Below are 24,546 nucleotides of genomic sequence, written 5' to 3'. Positions count from 1 at the left end.
CTTATAATACCCTATTTAATTCAATAATACATAACCTATAGCTTGCTATAATCGCTTTTCATGATCGCTTTAACAGCACCCGACCATTTTGGATTGGCTTGGCAGTATTTCTTCGATACTTTTTCAACGGTTGTGTATCCCTTATTTATATAATTTTTTGAGATGAGCTGACCAAATTTCCGCACACTGTCCCCTTTTGTTTTAAAGCTGAATGCCTTATTGTACACATCACCGTCTAATGCGTTTAACCCAAATAAATTATTCTTATTTTTAGCTATTCTACTTTTTCCATTGCCGCTCTCAAGCTTCATTACGGCAATGGTAAAGTAAGCATTAATCCCAAATTCCTCTTCTATCTCAAGGATAGCTTTTTCTAGATCATGGCCAGCTAAAGAGGTCCCTTTCAAAATTTCTTCAATATTGGCTTCCCGAAGTCCGGAATCGGATTTTACATTGGAGGTTGGTTTAGCAATGTCTTTCACTACCGAGGATTGTAAAGACAATGTCTTCACTTGAGCGATTTTTTTAACATTTTCGATCTTTAGCTTAGTATATTTGCCATTGACGTACCCACCTTGTTTAAGTGCAAGCCACCCATTCTTAGCGGCATTAATTACCTCAATTAACTCCCCTTTGTTAATGACGCTAAGTATCTTTGATGCTGCATTGGCTTTTGAACGAATGTTTAAGTGCTCAGAAGTCACTTCATATTCATTCAGGGTTTTCTCTATTTGCGTTAGCTCCTTACTTGCAATCTTCTGGATAGCTTGGACAAATTTCTGTGACTCTTCTGTTTTCTTCTCTGAATAATTGATAGAAGTAAGTTTAATTGTGGGTTGTGAATAGGTTAATGGCTTATACTCTGATCTAATAATATCGACGTTAGCTTTTACAATTGGCTCAGGTGCAGCAACTATGTACGGATTATGCCTAATTTCGAAGCTATTTCCCATGGTTAGAATGAAGGTCAAGCTCAAGAAGTAAGTAATCAATTGCTGTTTAAGCCTATTACTCATCTATTGCACCTCGCTATTTAGGATTTACTAGAATCAACTAATGAACATAACTTTGCTCATTCTTCCAGTACCTAAATAGATTGTACCTAAGTATAACTGAGAAGCTTGTCAAACGGTCAGTGATTATTAAGAGACAATTTGTCGTAATCGTAGGAAATGTAAGTTATTGGGATGGTTATCAATGTCATTATCAGAATTCTATGTTTTAATGGTACAATAGAAATTGTAGATAGAAAATTTCAGAGTAAAGGAGAACAACTATGAAAATTTCCTCTTTTCTATTACCCAAAGAAAAAGTAGCCTTTTTAACCTCTTCATGTTCCATGCTTGATGCGATAGAACAATTGGAAGGCCGATATTATACCGCACTACCTATCGTTGATGACGAAGGGAAATATGTAGGTACATTATCAGAAGGTGACTTGTTGTGGAAATTAAAGAGTACACCTGAGCTAGACTTTGCTAATCTTCAGCAAGTGCCCGTAAGTGAGATTAAGAAACATATCCATAATGAATCTGTCTCGATTAATGCGCAAATGGACGATATGCTCGCATTAGCCGCAGATCAGAACTTTGTTCCTGTAGTAGATGATGCCGGTATTTTCATTGGAATTATTCGTCGTAAAGATATCATTGAATATTACATGAAAAGCATTACAGATTAATAAATTATATCAAGAAGGCCCATGCGCAATTGCATGGGCCTTCTTGATTCAATACAAATTCCTCACCTATGAAAATACTCTGAAAACCAGTCCTCAACCGATTTATTTTCATTAAACTTAATCTCGCTTTTTTGAGATTCATTGCCAGCTATATCTACAGCAGATAGCACGTACATATAATAATTCTTTTGATCTCCAGTAACAGTAAACTGCGCTTGATCTTGAGTTGAAATTGGTTTTACTTGAATTGCTGAGAATGTCACTCCATCATTGGAGCCAAATAAGCGATATCCTACGACATCCTGCTCTGGATTCATTGCAAATGATACAACTACAGCTTCGTCTGTATTTTGTAGATTGATTCCATTTGGCGTGCTTGGAACTTTGCCATCTTCAACCCGTGGATCTATTTCAACTGGCCCATCTAATTCAGCATCCAACGGCGTGTAATGGGCAAGTGAGTTTCTTTGATCCTCTGGAACCAGCTTTAATCCAGCTCGAACCTCATTTAAGATTTCGGAAATAGGCTTTTCTCTTTTCACCATAAAGCGTTCTCCAACCATATCCGCAGGTGTTGCCGGATTTGCTCTATAGTTTTTGCCATTATAAGCAATATATTTAGTCATACCTGCTGCATCATCTGTTTCTGTTGGAACATATTTGAGATTAAACAAATCAGTTACCACATCATCTCTAGCCAGAATCTCAGCTGTTGGCAGTTTTCCTGTATATCTGGATACTGTCTTGGAAACAATTTCCTCTGGCTTAATAAACTCTTCTGTAGCCAATAGCTTGGGTTGTTTATCTGCAGTTGCATCCATGATTAATGCCCAAATTTTCTTCGCTCTTGTAGTGCCACAGCCAGCAGTCTCCGAGCAATGCTTAGTAGTTAATTTGAATTTGGATTGATCATATCCTGCCCAAACCCCAACCGTTACATCCGGGGTATAACCAATAAACCATGCATCTGCATCCTCTTGAGTGGAGCCCGTTTTACCAACGAACGGAGTTTGTTTATAATGCTCGTAATAATTTTTCATATCTGCGGCTGTACCCGATTTGACAACCGTTTTCATCATGTCTGTCATTAAAAAAGCAGTTTGTTTGGAGAAAACAGTCTTGGGTTCTAGCTGATGCTCATAAATAACCTCTCCCAACGCATTTTCGATTCTAGAAATCAAATAGCTGTCATTATAACTCCCTTGATTCCCAATCGAGGTGTATGCATTGGTTAGCTCCTGTACAGAAACACCATAAGTTAACCCGCCAATTACACCTGTTTTGGCTTGTGCATCTTGAGCCGTAATTGTCGTTATCCCTACTTTTTTGGCAAACGCCCAAGCTGTCGGTATTCCAACCTTATCGTTAAACAGCTTTAATGCCGGAATATTATAAGACCATTTTAGAGCTTCTCTAGCCGTAATTAGCCCGTGGAATTTACCATCCCAATTCTCAGGTAGATGCGCTTTGCCACCACTATCTGCTAATACAATTGGCACATCGTCAATTATGCTTGCAGGTTGTATTAAGCCGGCGTCCAAAGCTGGTAAATAGGCTGCTATCGGCTTCATAGCTGATCCCGGTTGTCTGACCATCTGTGTAGCATGGTTTATTTGCTCTTGCTTGAAATCTCTTCCTTCGATCATTCCGAGAATCGCGCTTGTCCGATTATCAATCATAATAGCGCCAACTTGCTCAACGCCTTTCTCTGGATCATTGCTTGTAAAATTGGCCTTATTGCTAGTAATCTTATTCATTTCCGCATAAATAATTGGATTAATGGTAGTTGTTATTTTATAACCTTTGTTGATTAGATTATTTCTAGCCTCATCCCACGATTTTTGATAATCCTTATCCGTCTTTTTAAGATTCGGGTGATCTGCTTTCACTAATATTTCAGTTGCCTTTTGTTCTACCTCTGTCATTAAATAAGGATAAGTGGAATAGGTTTTAGCTTTAGTCTTGGCCAATACTGCTTTTATATTATACTCGTCGGCTAGTTTGAATTGCTCTGGCGTGATTTTTTTTTGCTCCAGCATTTTTTGCAGCACTAGCTTTTGACGTTTTATCGCGCCGCTGAATGCTGTTAGATTCTGCTTGCCTTGACTATCAAAAGCTGAAAAAGCATTCGGCTGCTGAGGTAATCCTGCTAGATAGGCGGATTGCGCTGTATTGAGATTATGTAAGTCATCTACATTAAATATCCCTTTGGCAGCTGATTTAATCCCATATAAATTATTGCCATCTGAGCCTTTACCGTAATAAATTTTAGTTAAGTATGCTAATAATATTTGATCCTTGGACAAAATTCTTTCCATACGAATGGATAAGAGGATTTCCGCCGCTTTTCTTTCATAGGTTTGATCCAAGCTGAGAAAAACCCGGCGTGAAAGCTGCTGGGTAATCGTGCTCCCACCTGTTTGGACTTCTTCGTCACCGATTTGTTGCTTAACTGCTCGCAATGTCCCTTTTATGTTAAAACCATTATGAGTATAGAAGCTTTGATCTTCTACCGCTATAGTAGCATCAATAACCTGTTGCGGAATATCACTCAGAGTGGTGAGCATATGGTCTTCACCTGACAGAAGCTTTCCAACCTCCGTATGATCACTAAAATACACAAAGCCATTAATATCATTATCCTCGATAGCTTTTACAATGCCATCATTGGATCGAATCGGTTCATCTTTAGTTAAAGAAGTTACATAGCCATATATCAATCCAAATCCAAGACATCCGCACAGAAGAAGGGTTAGAGCTATTCGCTTGGTTATCGTTCTCACTTTTCTTTTATTTATAAAAAGCAAAATGGTTTTATATGTATGTATGAGTTTTTGTTGAATGTTGCTCATGTTGTACCTCCAGAAAAAAACAGTAAATTTTGAAACACAAGAATTATTATAGACTTCTCTGCTCCAATCGTTTTTAAGGGGGTACCCTGTAATTAATATTTTTCAGTCCTTGACGTAAACGTTTGCAACTTCATATAATTGCTTAGTCATATTATAGCTAAATGCCCTCAGGAGGATATGTATCATGTCAGAAAGACTTATTATGCTCAAATTATTAATCGTTTCTTTGTTATGGGGCTGTAATTATGTGGCTAGTGCTTATCTGCTTAGAGATTTTTCACCTATCTTCCTATCCTTTTCGCGTCTTCTCGTAACTTCACTTTTTCTAATAAGTGTAGCATTAATAAAAGGCAATCTTAAAAGGCCGACAATGCAGCAATGGATTTTACTCTGTTTTGCCGGAGTATTCGGAACTCTATTAAATCAACTGTTTTATTTTAAAGGATTGATGCATTCTATCGCGGGTAATGCTGCGCTAATCATTGCTTTATCCCCCATTGCAACTACCTTTCTCGCGCGTATTTTTCTCAAAGAAAATATAACTTGGTTTAAGCTCATTGGAGCTTCTATCGCTTTATCAGGTGTTGGATTTATTGTGCTTTATGGCAGTAAAAGCTTTGGGATCTCCACGGGTGACGTTTTTATCCTGCTTGCAATGCTTACATTATCGATCAGTCTGCTTTTCATTCGTAAATTAACGGTCTCTTTAAGCTCTTTCGATGTGACTATATATGCAACTGTGATCGGAACCATTTTTATGACACCAGCAGCGATAATTGAATTTGCTCAAGGGAATCTTCACTACAGTGTTCAGACACTTTCGTGGATTTTACTAATTGGTGTTGCTGTAATTGGGCAAGGATTGGCAGGATTCTGGTGGAACGAGGGTATTTCAGTGGTAGGTGCATCAACAAGCTCCATGTTTATGAATATTCCGCCATTCGTGGCGATTGTAGTTGCTTTCTTTGTACTTGGAGATCCGATTCGCAATGCCCAAATTGCTGGCGGCCTCTTAATTCTAACAGGCGTAGCTCTATCGAATAAAAGGTTCAAGGTTAAAACAGTCAGTTCGTAATTAAATCTCTTTATGTCACGGCATCCCAACGATGTGTTGTGCTCTCTAGCTTAGGATGCAGCTTGGAAGTCGTTGCAGATGTCATATCCACACACAACCGCAGCTTTTTAATCCAGATATCGAAATCATTAAATGCAGCGAGCTTATTAGCCATATCTAGCGTCACATAAACGAAATAAGGACCTTTAAACTTTTCCTCTAAAAATCTAAAAGAAGTATCCATCGGTGTATACTTTTTACGGCGCCCTTCCCAGCGTTCAATAACGGTATCCACCGTAATATCCATCTGCTCCAACAGCTCCTCCAGTCCGTCAGCTCTCCGATAAAAAGCCACAGCCGTCTCGCCTACTCTCTTCAGCGTTTCCTCATGCAGCGGGTATAAGACCAGCTTTTTCATTTCCATCCGATGTGCCAAGTCCATAATTCGTTGAAGCTGCTCAAGGGTGAATGCTTCAAAACTGCCATATGCCCACATACAGCCATGCAGACCTTTCTGCTTATTGTCAATTTCAAATCCAAATGGTACCTGTATTCGGCTGGGCTGTTTTTTCATTTCGATTCTCCTAGTCACTTAGTAATAGCCACTTCATGTTTTTCCTTTACCCCAATAATTATACTTTATTATCTGTTAACATGCATGAAGCCATCCTGATAAGGGGAACTTACATGTAGCTGAATTAATTAACTGCGATCAAATCAATTTTAGTGGAGGTAAAATATGTTAAAAAAATCAAGTTTATTAAGCTTAGGTGTCATGCTAACTATTTCAATGTCAGCCTGTAGTAAAAGTACTCCTGCACCAACTGCATCTCTAACAAATACACCAGCAAATAGCGCAAATGAACCCACAAGCTCAGCCAATGTTGATTCAAACTTAGTTGCACAGACTGTGTTCAAACAGAACTGTGTAAGCTGCCATGGAGTTGATCTTGCTGGAGGGTTTGGACCCAATCTCCAAAAGGTCGGGGCTCATTTAAATCAACAGCAAATTGTCACTACTATAACTAATGGCAAAGGCGGAATGCCTGCGTTTAAGGAGAAACTAAAACCAGAAGAAATCGATGCTTTAGCGATTTGGTTATTTTCCATGAAATAACATTAGTTAACGGACTGGCAGATTTTATGGGATGAACCTGTCTATTACATATGCTAGAATTGTACCGATCCCATGAAGGGTTAACGCTTCTCTGGGAAATCGCTCAAAAGGCCGAAGCTTCTTATGAAACACGGGGGACCCATCTTTAGGGGTGAAGCCATTTCATTGGCCGGGTACTTCTCTGTTATCCGAATCCGTCAGCTAACCTCGTAGGCCGCTATTAGGAGAGGATGGTTTTGATGCATTTCAGAAAACTAGCTTTAACGGGTGTAATTGCACTCGGTACAATTGTTGGTGCTGGAGCTGTTTCTGCTGCTCCATACACGGTCAATGGAAATGATTCCATGTGGTTGATTTCCAAGCAATATGGGATTAGCTTGAGTGGTTTAATTCAAGCGAACCCACAGTTATTCAACCCGAGTAATATCTGGCAAGGAATGGTTATCAATCTCCCTGGTAAAGGTCCAGCACAAGCTCCAGCTCAAGCTCCGGCACAAGCCCCGGCTCCGGCACTGGTCTCATCTGCTTCATTTGCCAATCAAGTCGTTTCTCTGGTCAACCAAGAACGTGCCAAAGCAAACTTGAAGCCATTAACAAGTGACGCTAACTTAACCGCAATGGCTTTGGATAAAGCTAAAGATATGTACGATAAGCACTATTTTGATCATACTTCCCCAACCTTTGGCTCACCTTTTGATATGATGAAATCGTATGGCATTAGCTTTTCTTATGCTGGCGAGAACATTGCAATGGGACAGAAAACTCCGCAAGAAGTCATGACAGCGTGGATGAACAGCCCAGGACATCGTCAGAATATTTTAAGTCCTAATTTTACTAAGATTGGAGCCGCTTATTATAATAGTGAGTGGGTTCAGGAATTTATTGCGAATTAAGCTGCAGGGGGCACCTAGCCCCCTGTTTTTTTGCACTATGTCCTCTTAAGCCGCTTTGCATAGCGATACATCCTCCGAAAAATCTTTTTATCTTTTAACTTCTTAAAAATATAAAGATCGGGATTAGTATTAACTTCGATTATCCACGGATAAAGCTTCTTATCCACTCCCACATCAATACCCAGCATGTTGAGATTCGGATATTGTTTACTCATCGCCTTTGCGACATCCTGTCCAAATCCATTTAGTACTTGCTGATATTCACCAATTTGTTTCGTTGACAAATAGGACTGAAAAATGGTCCTAATCGACATAGGTGTTCCACCGCTATGATAATTAGTGACGATTTTCTTCGGATGAGCGACTCTTCCAATAATACCCGTTGTTTCCCACACCTTTTTCAGGTTTTTTTGCACCATAATCCTTAAATCAAATAGACATTTGTTATATTTTAATAGATGAATTCCTTGTTGGGCAATGTACTTGCGTTTCAATTTTTTCTGCTTGATCTTTTGATACAAAGTAGGAAAGTCTAGAAAACGCTTTTTATCTGTCCCCTGCTGATAACTAAATATTATTCTACCATTAATACTGTGTTTCTCAACACGCATAACCCCTTGACCATATGTGCCTTTAATTGGCTTTAAATAAATCATTTCAAACTCATTTAGCATTTCTTTTACAATAGACTCATTGAGTTTCCTTGTTACTGGGATGAATCTACTTAAATAACGATTGTGCAATAAAACATTGGTTTTTCCCCACTTACTCCCAATATATTCACCTGTCTTTGTCAATTTCCTTACTTTCTCAGCGAGACTCCCCGATTGAGTCTTAACTTTGCTCAGCACATAACTTCTTCGCATAAAACCCTCCTTCAGCTAAGTTTCAACACGTAGATATTTATCATAGAATATGAATATTAGTTATTTATTGCACTAGGCATCTACACAATCCGCTTCATCTCCGCTTTCATATCATTTACAAACAACTAAAAAGGAGAACTGAGATGCTCCGTTTGATGTGCAAAGGCAAGATCCATCGTGCAACGGTGACAGAAGCAGATTTAAATTACGTGGGCAGCATTACAATTGATGCCAAATTAATGAAAGCATCCAACATCAGCCCTTACGAAATGATTCAGGTGACCAGTCTGAGAAATGCTACTCGCTGGAAAACCTATGCGCTCCCAGCTCCTGAAGGATCAGGTAAAATCTGCCTAAATGGTCCTCCCGCACATCTATTTGAGCCTGGTGATATAGTGATTATTCTCAGCTTAGGATTATTGAATGAAAATGAAGTAACTAACCTTCAACCCAAAATAGTCTTTGTAGATGCACAAAATCAGATTACTCGAATCGAAACTCACGATCTTTTGATACCTGAATCATAAAGGAGTTAATGGGATGGCAAATAAACTAGCAAGATTGTCTAAATGGAAGATGCATCGTTTTTATGCCAAGAAACCAGCGTTTGCCAAACATTTACCTCACTCGGCTTCATTTTCATCAAGATCACTTGCCAAATTTATGAAAAAATATAAAAACGTCTACATTAAAGCAACCCATCAGCATACGGGAAGAGGAATCATTAAAGCCTGGAAAATTAATCGGGGATATCGTTTTATTAAAGTACGCGGAAGAGCCAGATTCTCACCAACGATTAAACATTTATATAAAAAAATCAGAAAAGTCGGCGGAAGTCGGTCGTACATTATCCAGAGAACAATCAAATTAGCTCGAATTAACGGCAGGACATTTGATATTAGAGTTATGATGATGCGAAACAGAAGACGCAAATGGAAATACGCGGGGATCATTGCCAAAGTATCTGGCTCTGGAAGTGTTGTTTCAAATGTGCTTAGAGGGCGTGGTTATGCTCTAGGGCTAAAAAAAGCATTAAAAAAATCTTTAAATTGGAATGCGACCAAATCTGCTAAAATAAAAAAACAACTAATCCGTTTAAGTAAAAAGATCATCCGATATTCCGATAAATACCCCTTCTATTCTTATCAAAGCGGGATCGATCTTGCCATAGATAAAAAAGGGCGCATCTGGATAATTGAAGTGAATCTGCACAATCCCTCACACGGCCTCTTCAAGGATAAAGACAAAAAAGCCTATAAACGCATAGGCCACTTGTACTCCAGCTATCGCAGACACAACAAACGGGTCATTTAAAAGAGATAAATTCGGTTAAAAGCTTTTAATGTCATTAAATTGTTTAGTGTTAAATAGCCTTTCCATTCCTTTTTAGCCGTCACCCATTCTTCTTCATATCTCCCCCAATCCCAATTTGGCCCCCATGTCCCATCTTCATTTTGGCTATTAATTAACAGATCCAAGTCATTCGGAATGACATCCGTATATTTTCCATAAAAGTAAGATGAGGGACTATTCACAATTTGAAGCGGGACTGCACAATAACCATTTCTATCTGCTGGATTTTTCACAATGCAATTTTCGATGAATTTAGATATAGAGGGCTCAATTTCGCTTTGTAATTCAATAGGCAATCTAACAAATAATCTTATATAACAAAAGAGTTCGTGCATTTCAGTTTGCTCAGAGGTGTTCTGAAGGTAATCAAAACAATATGTCTTCAATAACCCAGTTAAATATGGATCAGAAAGCTTCGCGTATTCGTAAAAATATCCTAGTATTTCAGCATTAGGATTGCCCCATGTTTTCTGAAAACCATTATAATTCCACCAATCTGCACGTGGTGAATCATTGGCTGCTATTGCGATGATTTCCCATCCTTGGTTCTTAGCGTCAAATGTATTCTGGAGATACTCGAAACATTCGCTAACAAGCTCCAGCTTATCATCAGTAGGTATTAGTGAAAGATATTGGAGCGCAAATGTAGTAGCCAATGAAGAGGATTCTTTACAACGGAGGTCGGGTTCCAGAGCATTGCCAAATCCTTTGTCTTCATTCTGATAGCACTTAAGCGCTGTTAGAACTTCATGCGAATTGCCATTTTCAAACAAATAATTAAACATGGCTTTATCAATGTCTCTTGCATTATGTAGGAGATATTTTCTTGCGCTCAAGTACTTACCATGGGATAACTTAACCATTGATATCACTCCAATTTTCGATTTTTTCACTTAATATACTAATTTTCAATTGTTGTTAATACCATTAATAATTTTATTTACCTCCTCTATCCAATTCCCTAATGAATCCGCCTGTAATGTACTCCAACCAAGCTTTGTTGCGGGAGGGAAATTTTTTGCTTGGTCATCTACAAATAGAATAGGATTGCGGCTATTTATGTGCGAGCTCACAATCTCATAAATCCGAATATCAGGTTTACAAAATCCGACCTCGCTGGAAATCGTGCAGCTCTGTATATGGGGTTTAATTGAGCTCAAGAGAGGTCTTAGCCATTCCACTCGATGATTGCTTAATAAATGAATATTCGCATACTTACTCCATTTAGCAAGATGTTCTATTGCTGGCAGTGCTATTAAGTTGTTATTTAATAACTTGCGAGCCGCTTCCATATCAAGGTTGGGGCAGATTCGGACAAGCCATACCCAGAACTCTTCCTCAGCCATCCTCCCTGACCAGAAATCTTCTCGTAATTCAGCTTTGAATCTCTCTTTTAGCTGCTCACAAGAGATATTTCCAGCTAACTCCGCAATTTGCCTCCAGAACAAAGGAGATAAATTGGATACTAATACACCGGCTAAATCAAGAACTAGCTGAGTTTTTTTAAACATTTATGTATATTCTCCTCTAAGCTTTATTGGGGAGTGATGACTTCCTTGCTGGATTTGATTCCTTAGGAACGTAGATGCTTTAGCATTCACGTTCCTTTAGACTTAACATCCATACACATACAGCTGAATACTTGATTTTTTTAGTAGTATATTTTAAAGAATACCATATTTTTCAATTTAGTGATCCTATTGTTTATTTATTTTCTTACATCCAAAAAATCCTGATAGCTCTTAATAAGTGGAATATGTGAGGCATGTTTTCCAGCACTATATTTCATCGCATGAGAGGTGTTAAATAAAACAACCTTATCCTTCTTTTGGATCCAGCCCGTTTCACACAGACGCAGCATTCCTGCCCAAGTTGCAGCACCTTCAGGGGAGGATGATATTCCACTCAAGCCTGTAGCAGCTGCCGCTGCTCTTATTTCAGCTTGGGTAACTGTGACTGTTGTTCCATTCATTTTGCGTATTATAGATGCCACAAGCTGTCGGTCAGGTGGTTCCGGTACTCGCATCCCTGTAGGAGCTGGCAATGTTGCGTAAACAGTTAGTCCAGTTTCCTGAAAGGCATCACAAATCGGCGTGCAGCCATATTCCTGCACAGCTGCAATTCGTGGCATTTCGCCATTAACTAATCCCAACTCAAGGAGCTGGCTAAAGGCTCTCCATAGTCCAATAACTCCTGAACCTCCCCCTGTTGGGTAAATGATAACATCTGGCAGGGTCCATTCTAACTGCTCAGCGATTTCAAATCCCATCGTTTTCTTGCCTTCAACCCTTCCAGGCTCCCTTAATGTACCGACATTAAACCATCCTTGCTCAACTTTTCCTGCTTCGACAATAGCTCCTGCATCATGAATGAGTCCATCCACAAGGTAGGTTTTAGCCCCATAATGCAAACACTCTTCCACAATAAGATAGGGACAATCCTGAGGAATGAACACATAGGCATCTATGCCAGCCCGCCCTGAATAAGCAGCAAATGCTGATGCAGCATTGCCATTAGACGGTACAGCTGCTTTTACAATACCTCTTTCTTTCAATAATGTCAGTGCAGCTGAGAAACCTCTAGCTTTAAAGCTGCCTGTTGGGTTCTGTTCCTCGCGTTTAATATATAGCTTACCCAACGGAAGCTTTTGCTCCCAAGTATTTAATCTGATTAACGGTGTATAGCCCTCGCCAAGCGAGACAATGCAATTGGGATTAGTAATTGGCAGCAGTTCGTGATATTTCCACATCGAAGAATGTCTTTGTTTAAGATTAGCTTTGGTGAATGTCCTAGCAGCAAGCTCTATATCATACTCAACAAGCAAAGTGCCTCCGCATTCACATTTCCCTTTCAACGCAAACACTTCTGTCTTATTGCATAATGTGCATTTTAAAAGGAAACAGTCCATTAAACCATCCTCCATATAAATCGATTCAAAATGACTGCATAATTCAGCTGTTATTTTTCATCATATACGGTTTCAAATTAACTGGAACGGCACTCATACCGAGCCCTCTTAATAAACAAAAAACAGTAAGCTGACGATTAAATTCACCGTCTTCTTACTGCTTCCCCGTGTTTTGTTATGGTTTGGTTTGATCCTTACTGCCAAGCTTCATTCATATCTCGAATCAAATCTTCTGGACTTTCCATTCCTACATAGATTCGCACCAATGTATGATGTCCTTGAAGCGAACTATCCTCAATTGCTTTTACGGTTATTAAGCTCTCAAAGCCACCCCAGCTTACGCCTATTTTGAAGTAACGTAGGCGATTAGCCCATTCTCTTAGCTTCTGAACCGGTTCATCTGACTCGAAGGAAAACAAGCTGCTGAATCCAAGCATTTGACGTAGAGCCAATTCATGCTGGGGATGAGAAATCAGTCCAGGATGATTGACTTTTGTTACAAATGCTTGTTTTAAAAGGTGTTTAGCTATGATTAAGCCACTTTCTTCATGTCTTTGCATACGCAAAGGCAACGTTCGCAAACCTCTGATTACTAGCGCAGCACTTTGCGGTGTCATGATACCCCCGAAAAGCATATATTCATTCTGGCTAAGTCGATCTATATGCAGCTTATTGCCGATTACCACACCACCCAAACAATCACTATGTCCAGCAATATATTTGGTTATGGAATGAACGACCATGTCGACACCGAGCTTTAAAGGTTTCTGATTGCAGGCAGTTGCCCAGCTTCCATCACAAATGGTTATAGCCCCTACACTATGTGCAAGCTCAACAAGCGCCTGCAAATCCTGCAGCTGAAAGTACGCACTCGTTGGACTTTCCAAATAAATTAATTTGGTATTCGGGCGAACAGCTGCTTTCCATTCCTCCATGGAAGTACCGTCCACAAAGGTTGTTTCTATGTTAAAACGTTCTAAGTATGAGCCAAGAAATTCTCTTGTTGGCCCATAAACCTGATGTGTGCAGATAATGTGGTCTCCACCGCGGATAACGGACATAATGGCTGAAGAAATAGCTGCCATCCCAGAAGCGAAGCATTTAGCAACCTCGCCCTCTTCCAATTCGGCAAGCTTTTGTTCCAGATATAATACGGTAGGATTATTACCGCGTGAATACACGTGATGGTCTAATACATTTACCATTGCCTGATCAAAATCATCGTGGTTATCAAAAGCAAAGAGGCTGGTTTGATAAATCGGAATACTAATTGATCCATGATGCCTAGAATCCATAGGATCGTGAGCTACAGAAGTAAATTGAGTTTCTTGATGTTTAGTGTCGCGCATAGTTCCAATCCTTTCTAATAAAAATGAATCTGAATCAGCCTTTTTCGGCTCCTTGAGTTAAACCCTGTACAATAAATCTTTGTGCAAAAGCGAACAAGACAATGGAAGGTAGAATAGACAATACAGTCCCTGCAGACATCGAGCCCCAATCCACATCAAATTTAAGTACAAAAGAGTTCATCGCAACTGGTAGTGTTTTTAATGCTTCGCTATCGATAAACATAACGGCGAGGAACAGCTCATTCCAATTCTGCACAAAGGCGAAAATAAAGGTTGACGCTATTCCTGGCAGCATAACTGGAATAATAATGCGGATTAAAGCCATAACCCTTGAACAGCCATCAATCATGGCCGCTTCTTCCAAGCTAACCGGGATCCGTTGGAAAAACCCGCGGAGAATAATGGTGGAGAAAGGAATCAGTCCTACGGTATACAAGAGTACTAGTGAAATACGTGTATCAATCAAATGCAAATTCGACATCAATAAATATAATGGAGCCAGGGAAATAAATCCTGGAAGCATTTGTGTAAGGAAAAACGCCAGCATGATCTGTTGATGACCACGAAATCTATAGCGTGCTAATACATAAGCACTAAGCGTAGCAATAGCTATAACAATCGTAGCTGAAATAATGGATACCAATAAACTGTTCCCTATATAAATGTGAAATTTGGAAATTTTGAATACATTCACATAATTATCAAAGGTCAAATGAGTAGGCCAGTACTTTAGCGGAAAGCTAAAAATATCTTTTTGTGGCTTTAAAGAGGTAATTACAATCCAATACAATGGAAAAACCATTACGATTAAATGCAGGGCCAGGTAGAATACTTTCAAACTGCCAAGAAGACGTTCCTTCATTAGAAATCCCCTACCTTCTCTGATCTAGTTACTGCTAAAAAGAATAATGTATAAAGCAGTAGAACTACAATCATAATGACACCAACTGCGGAAGCTGCTCCATAATCTCTACCATAAATAATTTTATCCAGCATAAAAGATGAAAGAATATGGGTACTGCCTGCTGGACCTCCATTAGTCATTCCATAAATAATCGTTGGATCATTAAATATCCAAATAGCTCTTAGCAATGTAGTAGTTATAATAGTTGGCATGATAAACGGTAAAGTAATATTTACAAGCCTGCGAAAGCCATTAGCACCATCAATACTGGATGCATCATAAAGCTCAGCAGGAATAGATTGCAGGGCTGCCAAAATCATAATCGCAAAAAAAGCAATGCCATACCAAACATTGGTAATAATAATCGCCTTCATCGCCCATTTAGGGTCAGAGAGGAATCCAATCCGTTCATTAATAATACCAAGCTTAAGCAATAAGTCATTGATAACCCCGATTTGAGAATTGTACAACCATTTCCAGATCATCCCGATAATAAAGCCTGATAAAGCCCAAGAATAAAAAGCAAGTCCTTGATAAATGCCACGCCCTTTGAAAGGTTTATTCAGCAGCAAGGCTAATATTAATCCAAATAAAAACTGCAGGATGAGTGAAACAAATACCCAATAAGCTGTATTAGAAAAAGCTGTGAGAAATTTAGGATCCTTAAATGCATCCTTGAAATTATCTAATCCTACATAATGGATATTCTTCAGGTTAAACAGCTTATATTCTTGAAAGGCCATCACTATTCCCTTGAGAAAAGGATAGTATGTAAATACTAAAACCAAGAATAATGTAGGAAGTAAGCTCAACAAGATAAATCGATTTAGACTTTTCATGGCTTGCACCCCTTAGATTTAAAAATGTGGTGGGCAAATTTCCATTACCCACCACTTTTCAATACGTATTATTTCTTCTTCGATTGTATTTCCTTTTGATCGACCCAGAAAGCATCCCAGCCCTTTAGAGTATCCTCTAAAGTTGCTTTGTCAAATAGTAAAGCTTGATTGGCTTCCATAGTAATTTTGTTCCATTGTCCTGTACCTTCATATTCAAATGCCGGCTTGTAATTAACAAAAACATCTGCTTTAGCTGACATATCCAATAAAGTTTTATACGGACCTGTTTGGAAGAAAGGATCCGTAGAAGCTGTAGTGTGTAACGCAATTACACCTGTTGATTTTGCTATCTTAAGATTTTGCTCTGGATTTGAGAGGAACTCAATCAATTTCCATGCTTCTGGTTTGTTCTTGGAATTGGCAACCATTGCCCATCCAGCTGCGCCAGTTGCTACTAAAGCTTTGCCAGTTGGACCAACAGGAATAGGTGCTGTTGCCCAAGTTCCTTCTTTCATCTTTTCTTGAATTCCTTGGATCGCATCTGGATCTTGAAGCAGCATAGCTGTTACACCTGAAGTGAAAGCTTGTACTTGCTCATTAAATCCCCAGTTAATAGAATCTTTTGGTGATGCTTCTTTATAAATTTTAACATACAATTCCATTGCTTGTTTAGCTTCCGGAGAAGAATAAATCGTTTTTCCGTCTTTTAGGAATTGTGAATCCTCAAGATTATCATTATCCGCGTTGTAAGAAAGAATCATCGCATCCGAAGTTCCGTTTGAACCTGAACCTCCACGGAATGAAAACCCATAACGATTCTTAGCAGGATCTGTTAATTGTTTACCGACTTCATATATTTCTTGATAGGTTGTTGGCACTTTTAAGCCTTTTTCTTCAAACCAATCTTTTCTATAAAATAATTGTCTTTGATACATGGCATTAGCAAGGAAATATAATTTCCCTTGGACAGTCCCAACCGCTTTTGCAGTACCACTAACTGTTGCGAAATCCTTCCAAGCAGCAGTGTAAGTATCCAATGGTTCAATGTACTCGTTATTAACTAATTCGCCAACGTTTAAATCTCTTGCTTCCATTACGTCAAGATCTTGGTTAGCTGCTAGCATTGTTGTAATTTTGTTGTCCGCTTGATCAAATGGAGGTGAAATGAGATCAACCTTGATATTCGGATTGGCTTTCTCGAAATCAGCAAGTATCGCCTTAAGTGAATCTGTTCTTGTAGGACTAGTTAGGCTTTCAATCATATGAAGCGTAACTTTCTTTCCTGATTCACCTGCTGGAGCACTTGATGAAGCATCTGAATCTTCCTTGCTTGCACAGCCTGCAAGAATCCCTAGTACCATTGTGAGCGAGAGTAGAATTGAAGCGACTTTCTTAGTGCTTGGTCTGTTCATTTAATGATCCTCCCCATTTTTGAAAGCATGTATCATACAGTCATCCTGTCTGATAGGTTGATTATAATTGAAAGCGTTTTACCCGTCAAGAAAATTTTTACGGCTGCTACGCTTACTCTTTATAGGATGTGATAAGCTCTTCAATACAATTCATCATCTTATTAAATTCTTCTAAAGCCCCTGCTGCATCATGTTCAGAGATCGCTTTAAACATGGTGAAATGGAATAAATAAGTATCATCAAACAATTGTTTGTTGCCAAGCGGATCATTAAAAAATTTATTATAAAGATCTGCAATTGAATTTAAAACACTTTCAAGAATCGGGTTTGCTGCAGCTTTCATGATCAGGTGATGAAAAGAAAGATCGATCATGGAGGTATCTTTATTGCCTTCCTTAAGCTTTTTGTACTCCACTAAACAAACTTCTATTTCTTTAATCTGCTTGGGAGTGATATGTTTAGCAGCTAATTCTATGGCCTTGCCTTCAAGTGCACGACGTACATCCAAAATGGACAGCAGGAATTTTTTCTCATTCTCTACTTTTACCTTACCTGAAAAACGAAACGTATCTACATCTCTAACAAAGATGCCTTTGCCATTCTCTACTCTTATGATTTCTATAGCTTCTAAATAGCGCAAAGCTTCGCGCAAGGACGAACGTCCCACACCAAACATAACGGTCATTGCTTCTACGGAAGGCAGCTTCTCCCCTTCTTTAAGCTCGTTCTCTTGAATGTAATTTTGGATTTCCTGGGAGACTTGTTCATGTAAATGAATTTTTTGAATTTTCCTCATTTGTATGTACCTTCCTTTATATCCTATTCACCTATCAGACAGGTGAATCATATTTTATTTAGCCTTCACTGTCAAGTAAATAATCCTGCCAATACAGCAAAAAAGAGCGCTGAAAAATTCCAGCAGCTCTTAAACAACGTTGAATCCTATTTCAGATATCTCTTTCCTTCTACTACCCAATTATTTGCATACTTGGCTGTAGCCCATTGCGCCATAACCATGCTTTCATTATCGTGAAGATCCACTTGTAAAGCTAGTTTGCCTATCTGATTGTTAACAAGTGGATATGCATAAAGTTTATCGGCTGTGATAATCGCAATCATATCCCCATCTGGTGAAGATGCCGCGTCAATTGCTTGAGGCTGAGCTTGAACAATTTGCTCCCATGTTAAGGCTAATTTATCGTAGGAAACAACACTCTCTGGTAATGAAAACGGAAGTGGGTGCAAAATATAGGATGTGGCATAGCTCGTCGTATCTATAGTTTCTGCAACCTTGGGTATCCATTGCCCTTGGCTTCTGCTAATCGTCCAGCTATTCCCGGTTAATTCATCCTTGATCATGGACTGAGGTGCCGGTACTTGATCTTGCAACTGTGCAATTGCTTGGGTAGCTTGATTATTGAATATCTTTTCTAGCGATATCGTATTCTCCGCTTTATTGGTTGGATTATTAACTTGCTCTATGGTTTTCGTCCAGATTTTTTCGTAATGACCTGGTTGATTACCTGACCACTTGTCATCATTTTCATGAATAGAAACATATTGATTGCCGGCAAACACTAATTTCTCATTATGCATAGACTCTAATACACCTGCATCCACGGTTTGTTTTCTTTTTGTGATCCCTTCACTCGCTTTATAGGCAGTCAGGTAATGATAAGTGTTAGCTTTGTCTTCGATAGTAATAGGTTCAATTTTCCAAAAATTTTGATGATAGGGAACCAAGATACCGCTGCCTTCTGCGGCAACTTCTAATTTTGCAGGATCATTTACTGCCCCTGTAATCATTAGCGATCTATACTCACTATAGCTGAGCTCACCAAAAATTGACTTCTCATTCTTGGACTTTAAATCCGTTCGCAAACCAATTAATAAAACAGATTTTACCGGCGTAGGTTCCGTAATAACGACTTGCTCCTGGATTACAATTGCTTTTTGATTACTAAGATGTACGGCAGTGTCTTCAAAAGAAACAACAGATTCTGTAATTGGCGTCCAGTTCAAGCCTATAAAACTGAATACGAGCAGCATAATACACCAAGCGCCGGCTAAGCGATAGGAACGATTTCTGAACAATTTTGATTGTTTGTCCATCTTATTCTCAATCTGCCTTTGCAGCTGCTTACTAAAGCCTTTTTGCGAAAAAGGGCCATCTGTCAGCTCATTCTTCAGCTTCTCCCAGCTGGGATCCATATTACTCCCCTCCCTTTAATTTAAGCAATCTCAGCCGCGCATTATGTAATCTGGATTTTACTGTACCCTCATTAATATCTAAAACTTCAGCAATCTCTTTCATCGATAATTGATCATAACCAAACAGAATAATCACTTCACGATATTTTAAAGGGAGCTGCATAACTTTTTCCCAAATATCACTCACACCGATTTTTTCCATAACTTCGTTTTCAGCAGACCTCTGCGTTTGCAAGGTTTCGGCATGGCTAACCAGCGAGACCTTACGGAAAAATGCGGTCCTACGATAAGAATAGGCTGTATTGCGCGTGATCGTAAATAACCATGTTTTAATGGAAGCCTCATTGCGAAAGGTAAATAGATTTCGGTAAACCTTAATAAATACTTCCTGAGTAATATCGTCTGCTTGCTCACGTTTACGTGTCAGACTGAATGCATAATTCCACACCTTTTCGCCAAAAGCTGTCATAAGATCGACCACAATTGCTTTTTTATCCGATGTATCGGCTACTGTTCGTAAATAATCAAAATCCATATGGACATCCATACCTATAAATCACCTCGCTTATTAGACTCCACAGCTTTAGAAAAGTTCATTTTTTCAAAAAAAAAAAAACGCCCACTAACCTTACTCCATTTATGGGCATATAATGAAACATCCGAATCTGAAAGGAACATGTAAATGAATATGAATACGAATAGTCTGTCTTATGAACAAGAATGGTTAAACGCTTATAATCGTGCAATCTCTGAAGAACAATGGATTCCGATATATCCTTCATCGGCAGATTTTCAACAAGACCATCGCGAGAGGCAAGAACCGCTTACCTTCGTATTAATCCACGGATCGTGGGCTGATGCTAGTTTTTGGGATGGAATAGCTGCAGAATTAAGTAAAAAAGGCCACACCGTTTATGTACCTGAATATCCGGGACATGGTGCAGATACTAATAAAAACGTGACACATGCAGTGATTACAAAATCTATTGCTGATTTCATCGTGTCGAAAAATTTGCATAATGTCGTTCTTGTCGGACATAGCTTTGGCGGTAGTTTGGTACAAACTGTTGCCCAAATAGTGCCTGATCGACTGAAACGTTTGGTTTTCTTAGATGCATTTGTGCTGAAGGACGGCGAAATGCTGGTAGAAGAATTGCCGCCTGCTGCACAAGAGGCATTTCAACAGCTACGCCAGAGCTCAAATAATGATACCATCATGCTTCCCTTCCCTTTGTTCCGCGAAACCTTTGTCAATTTAGCAAGCTTAAAGCTAGCTCAAAGCATCTATAGCCATGTAACCCCAGAGCCAGCAAAACCATTCTATGAAAAACTCGATCTCAAAAAATTCTACAGCTTAAATATTCCAAAAAGCTATCTGTATCTTACGGAAGATAATGCACTGCCTCAGGGTGATGGCTACGGTTGGCATCCTCATATGTCCAGTCGATTGGGCGTATTCCGTTTAATTAAAGATCATGGCGACCATATCTCCACTGCTAAAACAGAACCTGCAAGATTAGCTCAAAAAATTTATGAAGCGGGCAGAGATTAATCAGCCATTAATTTAGACAAAATAACGCGGCTTCCCCCATCGATAAAACTGGATAATGGCTATCAGGCATAAACTACCTAATAGATAAGCTCCCAGCACATCACTGGCCCAATGAGCTCCAAGGTAAATACGTGATATCCCAACAGCTAAGACTTGACTGCCGAATAGAATCAGAATCACATTCCGTTTCCAAGATGGCCTAAGTAAAACAAACGCTAAAAAACAAATAAAGCCAAAAAATTCCGTATAAAACATAACATGTCCACTGGGAAAACTATAGCTATCTAGCTTGAGAACCACGTTCACCAGATCTCCAGAAGGACGATCTCGATGAATAAGCTCTTTAATTAACCAATTTAGCAATTGACCAAATATGCCACCTAACAGGGTTACGGCTGCCTCCCAGCGTAAACCAAGAAAATAAATTAAGCCCACAAACAATAGCATGAGGACTACAGATTGTGGCGGAAACCCAGCCCAGCTAAAAAAAACCATTATTCCATTGAAAGCTGCAAAGTCTATGCTCTGGATCGAATGAGTAATACGAAGATCCAATGAAAAGGATGAAATAGCTTGGACCAGATAAGTTAAAATGGCAAAAGCAATGATTAGAATGACTATACTTATTTGATTTTTATTAAATGCCATTTTATTTCCTTTCTCGCTTTAACTAATATATGAAGGATAATATCCCAACAATTCGTTAATTTTAAACGTAATGAATTTTAAACCTTTAGGAAATACTTTTCTTGAAGGAGGGAATATGAATATGTTTCAAAAAATAGAAAATTTAAATAATCAAATGCATCAATTAGAAACGAATAATTGGCTTCATCATGATTTATTCACATATCAATGGTGGATTATCGTGCTCGTTAATACTATTTTCTTATGTTTACTGTTTATATTCATCGATCGAAAGCGAATATTTCAGATCGCACTTGCTTTTATGGTCTGTTATTATATCGTTTGTGTTTCGGACGATCTTGGACAATATTATGGTTTATGGAGTTACCCACACCAATTCGTTCCGTTCATATCTGAATTAGATGCCGTTGAGTTTGCAGTAATCCCCGCTACCTTTACTATTTTATACCAAACCTTTGATTCTTGGCAAAAGTATCTGATAGGGGGTATCCTTATTTCAATTGCCTGTGCCTTTATCGGTTTACCTATTTTTGTGTATTTGGGTATAACTAAGCTAAGCAATTGGAATTACTTCTACTCGCTCCTTGTTTTAACTGCAACTTTTATACTTTTGAAAATAATTGTGGATTCAATCTCAAGTGCTTACCGAAAATTAAAACAACAAGATTATAGTAATCCAAAACCAACCTTCAATCCTTTTCTCTCTAAAAAGAAAGCACGCTAAAATGGCCACAAATTCAACAAAAATGGAGTGCTTGAACTATTTCCAGTTCGCACTCCATTTGTTATTTGTAGATTATCTAATTCTCAATTTGGATCTCAAAAAGGCGGGCTGTCAGTAATTTGGGAAGTGTGACAGTCAGTTCATCAACCTCATCATTCCATTTCCATGCCGCATCATTTTCCAAGGGATAAGCACATTTAATCGTAGCATTTCTTGCAGATACTGCGGGTAACGGTAAAGCGATTGTAGCAGAATCACCTTTTATGCGCCAGACAGCTAGATACATCTTATTGCCGTAATGAAGTCCGTAGGTGATCCAATCATCCTGTTGAGTAGGCAATCCTAATGGCCAAAAAGGGAGAGAATGAGCAATATCTAGTCGGATTTTCTTATAATAATCCAACGCTTCTTTAACTAAGGATTTTCTGCGCGGACTAAGCTTGGCTAAATGACCGCTTTGGTGTACTCGTAATAATAAAGCATTAACCATATTAAAGATTACTTCTTCGTCATCCCCCTCTGATAAAGGGTATGACCAAATTGCGGATTGTTCTGGTGTTAACGCAGTTGGTGAGCTTGCTGCAATTTGCGCATATTTTACGTAATCCTCTTGATCACTTGTTGATTGAATACTATGACGGCTGAGTAAGGCATAATCCATTCTCATTCCACCACTGGAACAATTTTCGATAACGAGCTGTGGATATCGGGCAAATATGTTATCTAACCATGCCAAGTAAGCGCGATTATGCTGCAGCAAACCATCTCCAACGCTATCCGCATCCGTTTCGGTACCGATACCTGCATTAATATTATAATCCATCTTAATGTAGCCTACCCCGTAATCCTCCACTAGCCTTCTTATCACTTCATTAGCATGGTTAATTACCTCGGGATGACGGAAATCCAGCTGATAACGGCTGCGATCCTTCACTAGCTTTCCATGGCGTTTGAAAAACCAATCCTCTGTGGTTTCAGGCAACAGCAAGCTGTTAATACCTACGACCTCCAGCTCCAGCCATAGACCAGGAATCATTCCTTTACTGCGAATATAATCCAGCACAAACTTAATTCCTTCTGGAAAACGCTCAGACGATGGTTGCCATTGTCCGACTCCATCCCACCATTCACCTGCATCGTACCAGCCAGCGTCAATACAGAAATATTCACAGCCCACTTCAGCAGCTGCATCAATTAAAGGCAGTTCCTTGGCTGTAGTTGGATCAGCCCACAGACAATTCATATAATCATTAAAAATAATTTTTAATTCACGATTATCTTCATTAGGACGACGAATCGCCCTGCGATAATGAGTTAATTCGGCAATTGCTTGTTCAAATTCACCTTTAGCTGAACCTACAGCAACGGGAACGGAAATAAACTCTTCATTCGGCTGTAATTTTTTCCACCAATGATTATCATGCTCTGTTGGACCGCTAATCAGGATGGATAAATGATCAAATTGATCGATAATTTCCCAGTGCCAAGACCCATTGTTCTCAATTTGCCAGAATAAACTGGTTCCTGCCTCTTTATTCTCCAGATAACCCATTGGCAAATGCTCGGAGGATGACCATGAGCCCGTATTACTGCAGCTTATACGCTTAGAGCTACGTGTAGCTACATGGGATAAGCCTAGCTCCGGAAGTGTGTAGGTTCGCCATTGCAGCTCACTTTGCCAGCCATTATGCGGAATCGAAAGCAGCATTTTCTCATCTCTGTCTTGTTTCCCTTCTTTAGCAAGCCCAGTTAAAGCGAAGGATGAGACATATTCCAATTCGATTGGAGCAGCTCCCCGATTCTTAATGACCGTCCAGCAGCGAACAGCTGCAATTCCATTATAAAACTGATAGTGTGCTTCAGCTTCCAAATTAGTTATTGGATCCTGCAAAGTTATTTCGAATTTGCGACCCATTTCATTTCGGGAATCCTCATGCTTGACATACTTCAAACGTAATCCAGGAAAAGAAGCACGGTGACTTCTTCCATGATATTCGGCACGATCCTCGCCAGAAAGCTGGACTTCAATTAAACGAAAGCCTGCGATTTGATTCTCTTTAATACTCGCTTCTTCAAAGGGCAACGCTCCAAAATGCAGCAACAATACATCTAAGTCCACTTCCACGGATACAACCATATAAAGCCCATTTTCGACCACTTCAATTCTCATAATAGCTACTCAC

Annotated in this window: 24 protein-coding genes and 1 riboswitch; of the genes, 8 read left to right on the top strand and 16 right to left on the bottom strand. The window is 39.2% G+C overall.

The window, feature by feature from the left end:
• Positions 1 to 35: 35 nt before the first annotated feature.
• Positions 36 to 1,016, bottom strand: coding sequence for a glucosaminidase domain-containing protein (locus EHS13_RS17200; protein WP_155701538.1), 981 nt, complete (start codon positions 1,014 to 1,016; stop codon positions 36 to 38).
• Positions 1,017 to 1,276: 260 nt separating this feature from the next.
• Here EHS13_RS17200 and EHS13_RS17195 point away from each other — a divergent pair, with 260 nt between their 5' ends.
• The gene (locus tag EHS13_RS17195) at positions 1,277 to 1,681 is read left to right on the top strand and encodes a CBS domain-containing protein (protein WP_155701536.1); all 405 of its coding nucleotides are present in this window, start codon (positions 1,277 to 1,279) and stop codon (positions 1,679 to 1,681) included.
• 62 nt (positions 1,682 to 1,743) lie between these two features.
• On the opposite strand, the gene EHS13_RS17190 is transcribed toward EHS13_RS17195, so the two are convergent.
• Entirely contained in the window at positions 1,744 to 4,533 is a 2,790-nt protein-coding gene (locus EHS13_RS17190) for a transglycosylase domain-containing protein (RefSeq protein WP_155701534.1), read from the bottom strand.
• A 184-nt stretch (positions 4,534 to 4,717) separates the two neighbouring features.
• On the opposite strand from EHS13_RS17190, the gene EHS13_RS17185 reads away from it, so the two are divergent.
• A complete protein-coding gene (locus tag EHS13_RS17185; RefSeq protein ID WP_155701532.1) occupies positions 4,718 to 5,608 on the top strand; it encodes a DMT family transporter in 891 nt (296 codons plus the stop codon).
• A gap of 10 nt (positions 5,609 to 5,618) precedes the next feature.
• Here EHS13_RS17185 and EHS13_RS17180 read toward each other — a convergent pair whose 3' ends face one another.
• Complete coding sequence (locus tag EHS13_RS17180) at positions 5,619 to 6,161, bottom strand: hypothetical protein (protein WP_155701531.1); 543 nt, start codon at positions 6,159 to 6,161, stop codon at positions 5,619 to 5,621.
• A 165-nt stretch (positions 6,162 to 6,326) separates the two neighbouring features.
• Here EHS13_RS17180 and EHS13_RS17175 point away from each other — a divergent pair, with 165 nt between their 5' ends.
• Positions 6,327 to 6,704, top strand: coding sequence for a c-type cytochrome (locus EHS13_RS17175; protein ID WP_155701529.1), 378 nt, complete (start codon positions 6,327 to 6,329; stop codon positions 6,702 to 6,704).
• 99 nt (positions 6,705 to 6,803) lie between these two features.
• Positions 6,804 to 6,935: riboswitch (cyclic di-AMP (ydaO/yuaA leader) on the top strand.
• Positions 6,936 to 6,940: 5 nt separating this feature from the next.
• Entirely contained in the window at positions 6,941 to 7,597 is a 657-nt protein-coding gene (locus tag EHS13_RS17170) for a CAP domain-containing protein (RefSeq protein ID WP_155701527.1), read from the top strand.
• Between the two features lie 35 nt (positions 7,598 to 7,632).
• On the opposite strand, the gene EHS13_RS17165 is transcribed toward EHS13_RS17170, so the two are convergent.
• Complete coding sequence (locus EHS13_RS17165; protein ID WP_155701525.1) at positions 7,633 to 8,463, bottom strand: YheC/YheD family protein; 831 nt, start codon at positions 8,461 to 8,463, stop codon at positions 7,633 to 7,635.
• Between the two features lie 143 nt (positions 8,464 to 8,606).
• Between EHS13_RS17165 and panD the strand changes: the two genes are divergently transcribed.
• Both panD and EHS13_RS17155 read left to right on the top strand, forming a co-directional pair.
• Complete coding sequence (gene panD, locus EHS13_RS17160; RefSeq protein WP_155701524.1) at positions 8,607 to 8,990, top strand: aspartate 1-decarboxylase; 384 nt, start codon at positions 8,607 to 8,609, stop codon at positions 8,988 to 8,990.
• Positions 8,991 to 9,003: 13 nt separating this feature from the next.
• Positions 9,004 to 9,777: a YheC/YheD family protein gene (locus tag EHS13_RS17155; protein ID WP_155701522.1), complete on the top strand. Its 774-nt coding sequence runs from the start codon at positions 9,004 to 9,006 to the stop codon at positions 9,775 to 9,777.
• On the opposite strand, the gene EHS13_RS17150 is transcribed toward EHS13_RS17155, so the two are convergent.
• The 10 genes from EHS13_RS17150 to EHS13_RS17105 all read right to left on the bottom strand — a co-directional run bounded on the left by EHS13_RS17150 (position 9,774) and on the right by EHS13_RS17105 (position 19,986).
• A complete protein-coding gene (locus EHS13_RS17150) occupies positions 9,774 to 10,679 on the bottom strand; it encodes a hypothetical protein (RefSeq protein WP_155701521.1) in 906 nt (301 codons plus the stop codon). The two genes, EHS13_RS17155 and EHS13_RS17150, sit on opposite strands and share 4 nt — an antisense overlap.
• 45 nt (positions 10,680 to 10,724) lie before the next feature.
• The gene (locus tag EHS13_RS17145) at positions 10,725 to 11,327 is read right to left on the bottom strand and encodes an HAD family hydrolase (RefSeq protein ID WP_155701519.1); all 603 of its coding nucleotides are present in this window, start codon (positions 11,325 to 11,327) and stop codon (positions 10,725 to 10,727) included.
• A gap of 197 nt (positions 11,328 to 11,524) precedes the next feature.
• Positions 11,525 to 12,724 (bottom strand): threonine synthase, encoded by a 1,200-nt coding sequence (locus EHS13_RS17140; RefSeq protein ID WP_155701517.1) that lies wholly within the window; start codon positions 12,722 to 12,724, stop codon positions 11,525 to 11,527.
• A 194-nt stretch (positions 12,725 to 12,918) separates the two neighbouring features.
• A complete protein-coding gene (locus tag EHS13_RS17135) occupies positions 12,919 to 14,073 on the bottom strand; it encodes a trans-sulfuration enzyme family protein (protein WP_155701516.1) in 1,155 nt (384 codons plus the stop codon).
• Between the two features lie 34 nt (positions 14,074 to 14,107).
• Complete coding sequence (locus EHS13_RS17130; protein ID WP_155701514.1) at positions 14,108 to 14,935, bottom strand: carbohydrate ABC transporter permease; 828 nt, start codon at positions 14,933 to 14,935, stop codon at positions 14,108 to 14,110.
• A complete protein-coding gene (locus tag EHS13_RS17125) occupies positions 14,935 to 15,816 on the bottom strand; it encodes a carbohydrate ABC transporter permease (protein ID WP_155701512.1) in 882 nt (293 codons plus the stop codon). The genes EHS13_RS17130 and EHS13_RS17125 overlap by 1 nt, the downstream gene beginning before the upstream one ends.
• 68 nt (positions 15,817 to 15,884) lie before the next feature.
• A complete protein-coding gene (locus tag EHS13_RS17120) occupies positions 15,885 to 17,228 on the bottom strand; it encodes an ABC transporter substrate-binding protein (protein WP_155701511.1) in 1,344 nt (447 codons plus the stop codon).
• Positions 17,229 to 17,340: 112 nt separating this feature from the next.
• A complete protein-coding gene (locus EHS13_RS17115; protein WP_155701509.1) occupies positions 17,341 to 18,024 on the bottom strand; it encodes a FadR/GntR family transcriptional regulator in 684 nt (227 codons plus the stop codon).
• Between the two features lie 146 nt (positions 18,025 to 18,170).
• On the bottom strand, positions 18,171 to 19,439 hold the full coding sequence (locus EHS13_RS17110; RefSeq protein ID WP_155701508.1) for a hypothetical protein: 1,269 nt from the start codon (positions 19,437 to 19,439) through the stop codon (positions 18,171 to 18,173).
• Position 19,440: 1 nt separating this feature from the next.
• Complete coding sequence (locus tag EHS13_RS17105) at positions 19,441 to 19,986, bottom strand: sigma-70 family RNA polymerase sigma factor (RefSeq protein WP_155701506.1); 546 nt, start codon at positions 19,984 to 19,986, stop codon at positions 19,441 to 19,443.
• Between the two features lie 135 nt (positions 19,987 to 20,121).
• Between EHS13_RS17105 and EHS13_RS17100 the strand changes: the two genes are divergently transcribed.
• A complete protein-coding gene (locus EHS13_RS17100) occupies positions 20,122 to 20,991 on the top strand; it encodes an alpha/beta fold hydrolase (protein ID WP_227013965.1) in 870 nt (289 codons plus the stop codon).
• Between the two features lie 12 nt (positions 20,992 to 21,003).
• Here the strand turns inward: EHS13_RS17100 and EHS13_RS17095 are convergent, their stop codons facing one another.
• On the bottom strand, positions 21,004 to 21,639 hold the full coding sequence (locus tag EHS13_RS17095; protein ID WP_155701505.1) for a phosphatase PAP2 family protein: 636 nt from the start codon (positions 21,637 to 21,639) through the stop codon (positions 21,004 to 21,006).
• Between the two features lie 121 nt (positions 21,640 to 21,760).
• On the opposite strand from EHS13_RS17095, the gene EHS13_RS17090 reads away from it, so the two are divergent.
• On the top strand, positions 21,761 to 22,363 hold the full coding sequence (locus EHS13_RS17090; protein WP_155701503.1) for a CBO0543 family protein: 603 nt from the start codon (positions 21,761 to 21,763) through the stop codon (positions 22,361 to 22,363).
• Between the two features lie 76 nt (positions 22,364 to 22,439).
• Here the strand turns inward: EHS13_RS17090 and EHS13_RS17085 are convergent, their stop codons facing one another.
• Positions 22,440 to 24,533 carry a glycoside hydrolase family 36 protein gene (locus tag EHS13_RS17085; RefSeq protein WP_193571511.1) on the bottom strand — a complete coding sequence of 698 codons (2,094 nt, stop codon included), beginning with the start codon at positions 24,531 to 24,533 and terminating at the stop codon, positions 22,440 to 22,442.
• Positions 24,534 to 24,546 lie beyond the last annotated feature (13 nt).

Source organism: Paenibacillus psychroresistens (assembly GCF_009728935.1).
Taxonomy (GTDB): domain Bacteria; phylum Bacillota; class Bacilli; order Paenibacillales; family NBRC-103111; genus Paenibacillus_AC; species Paenibacillus_AC psychroresistens.
This window is presented reverse-complemented; position numbering and strand designations above follow the sequence as displayed.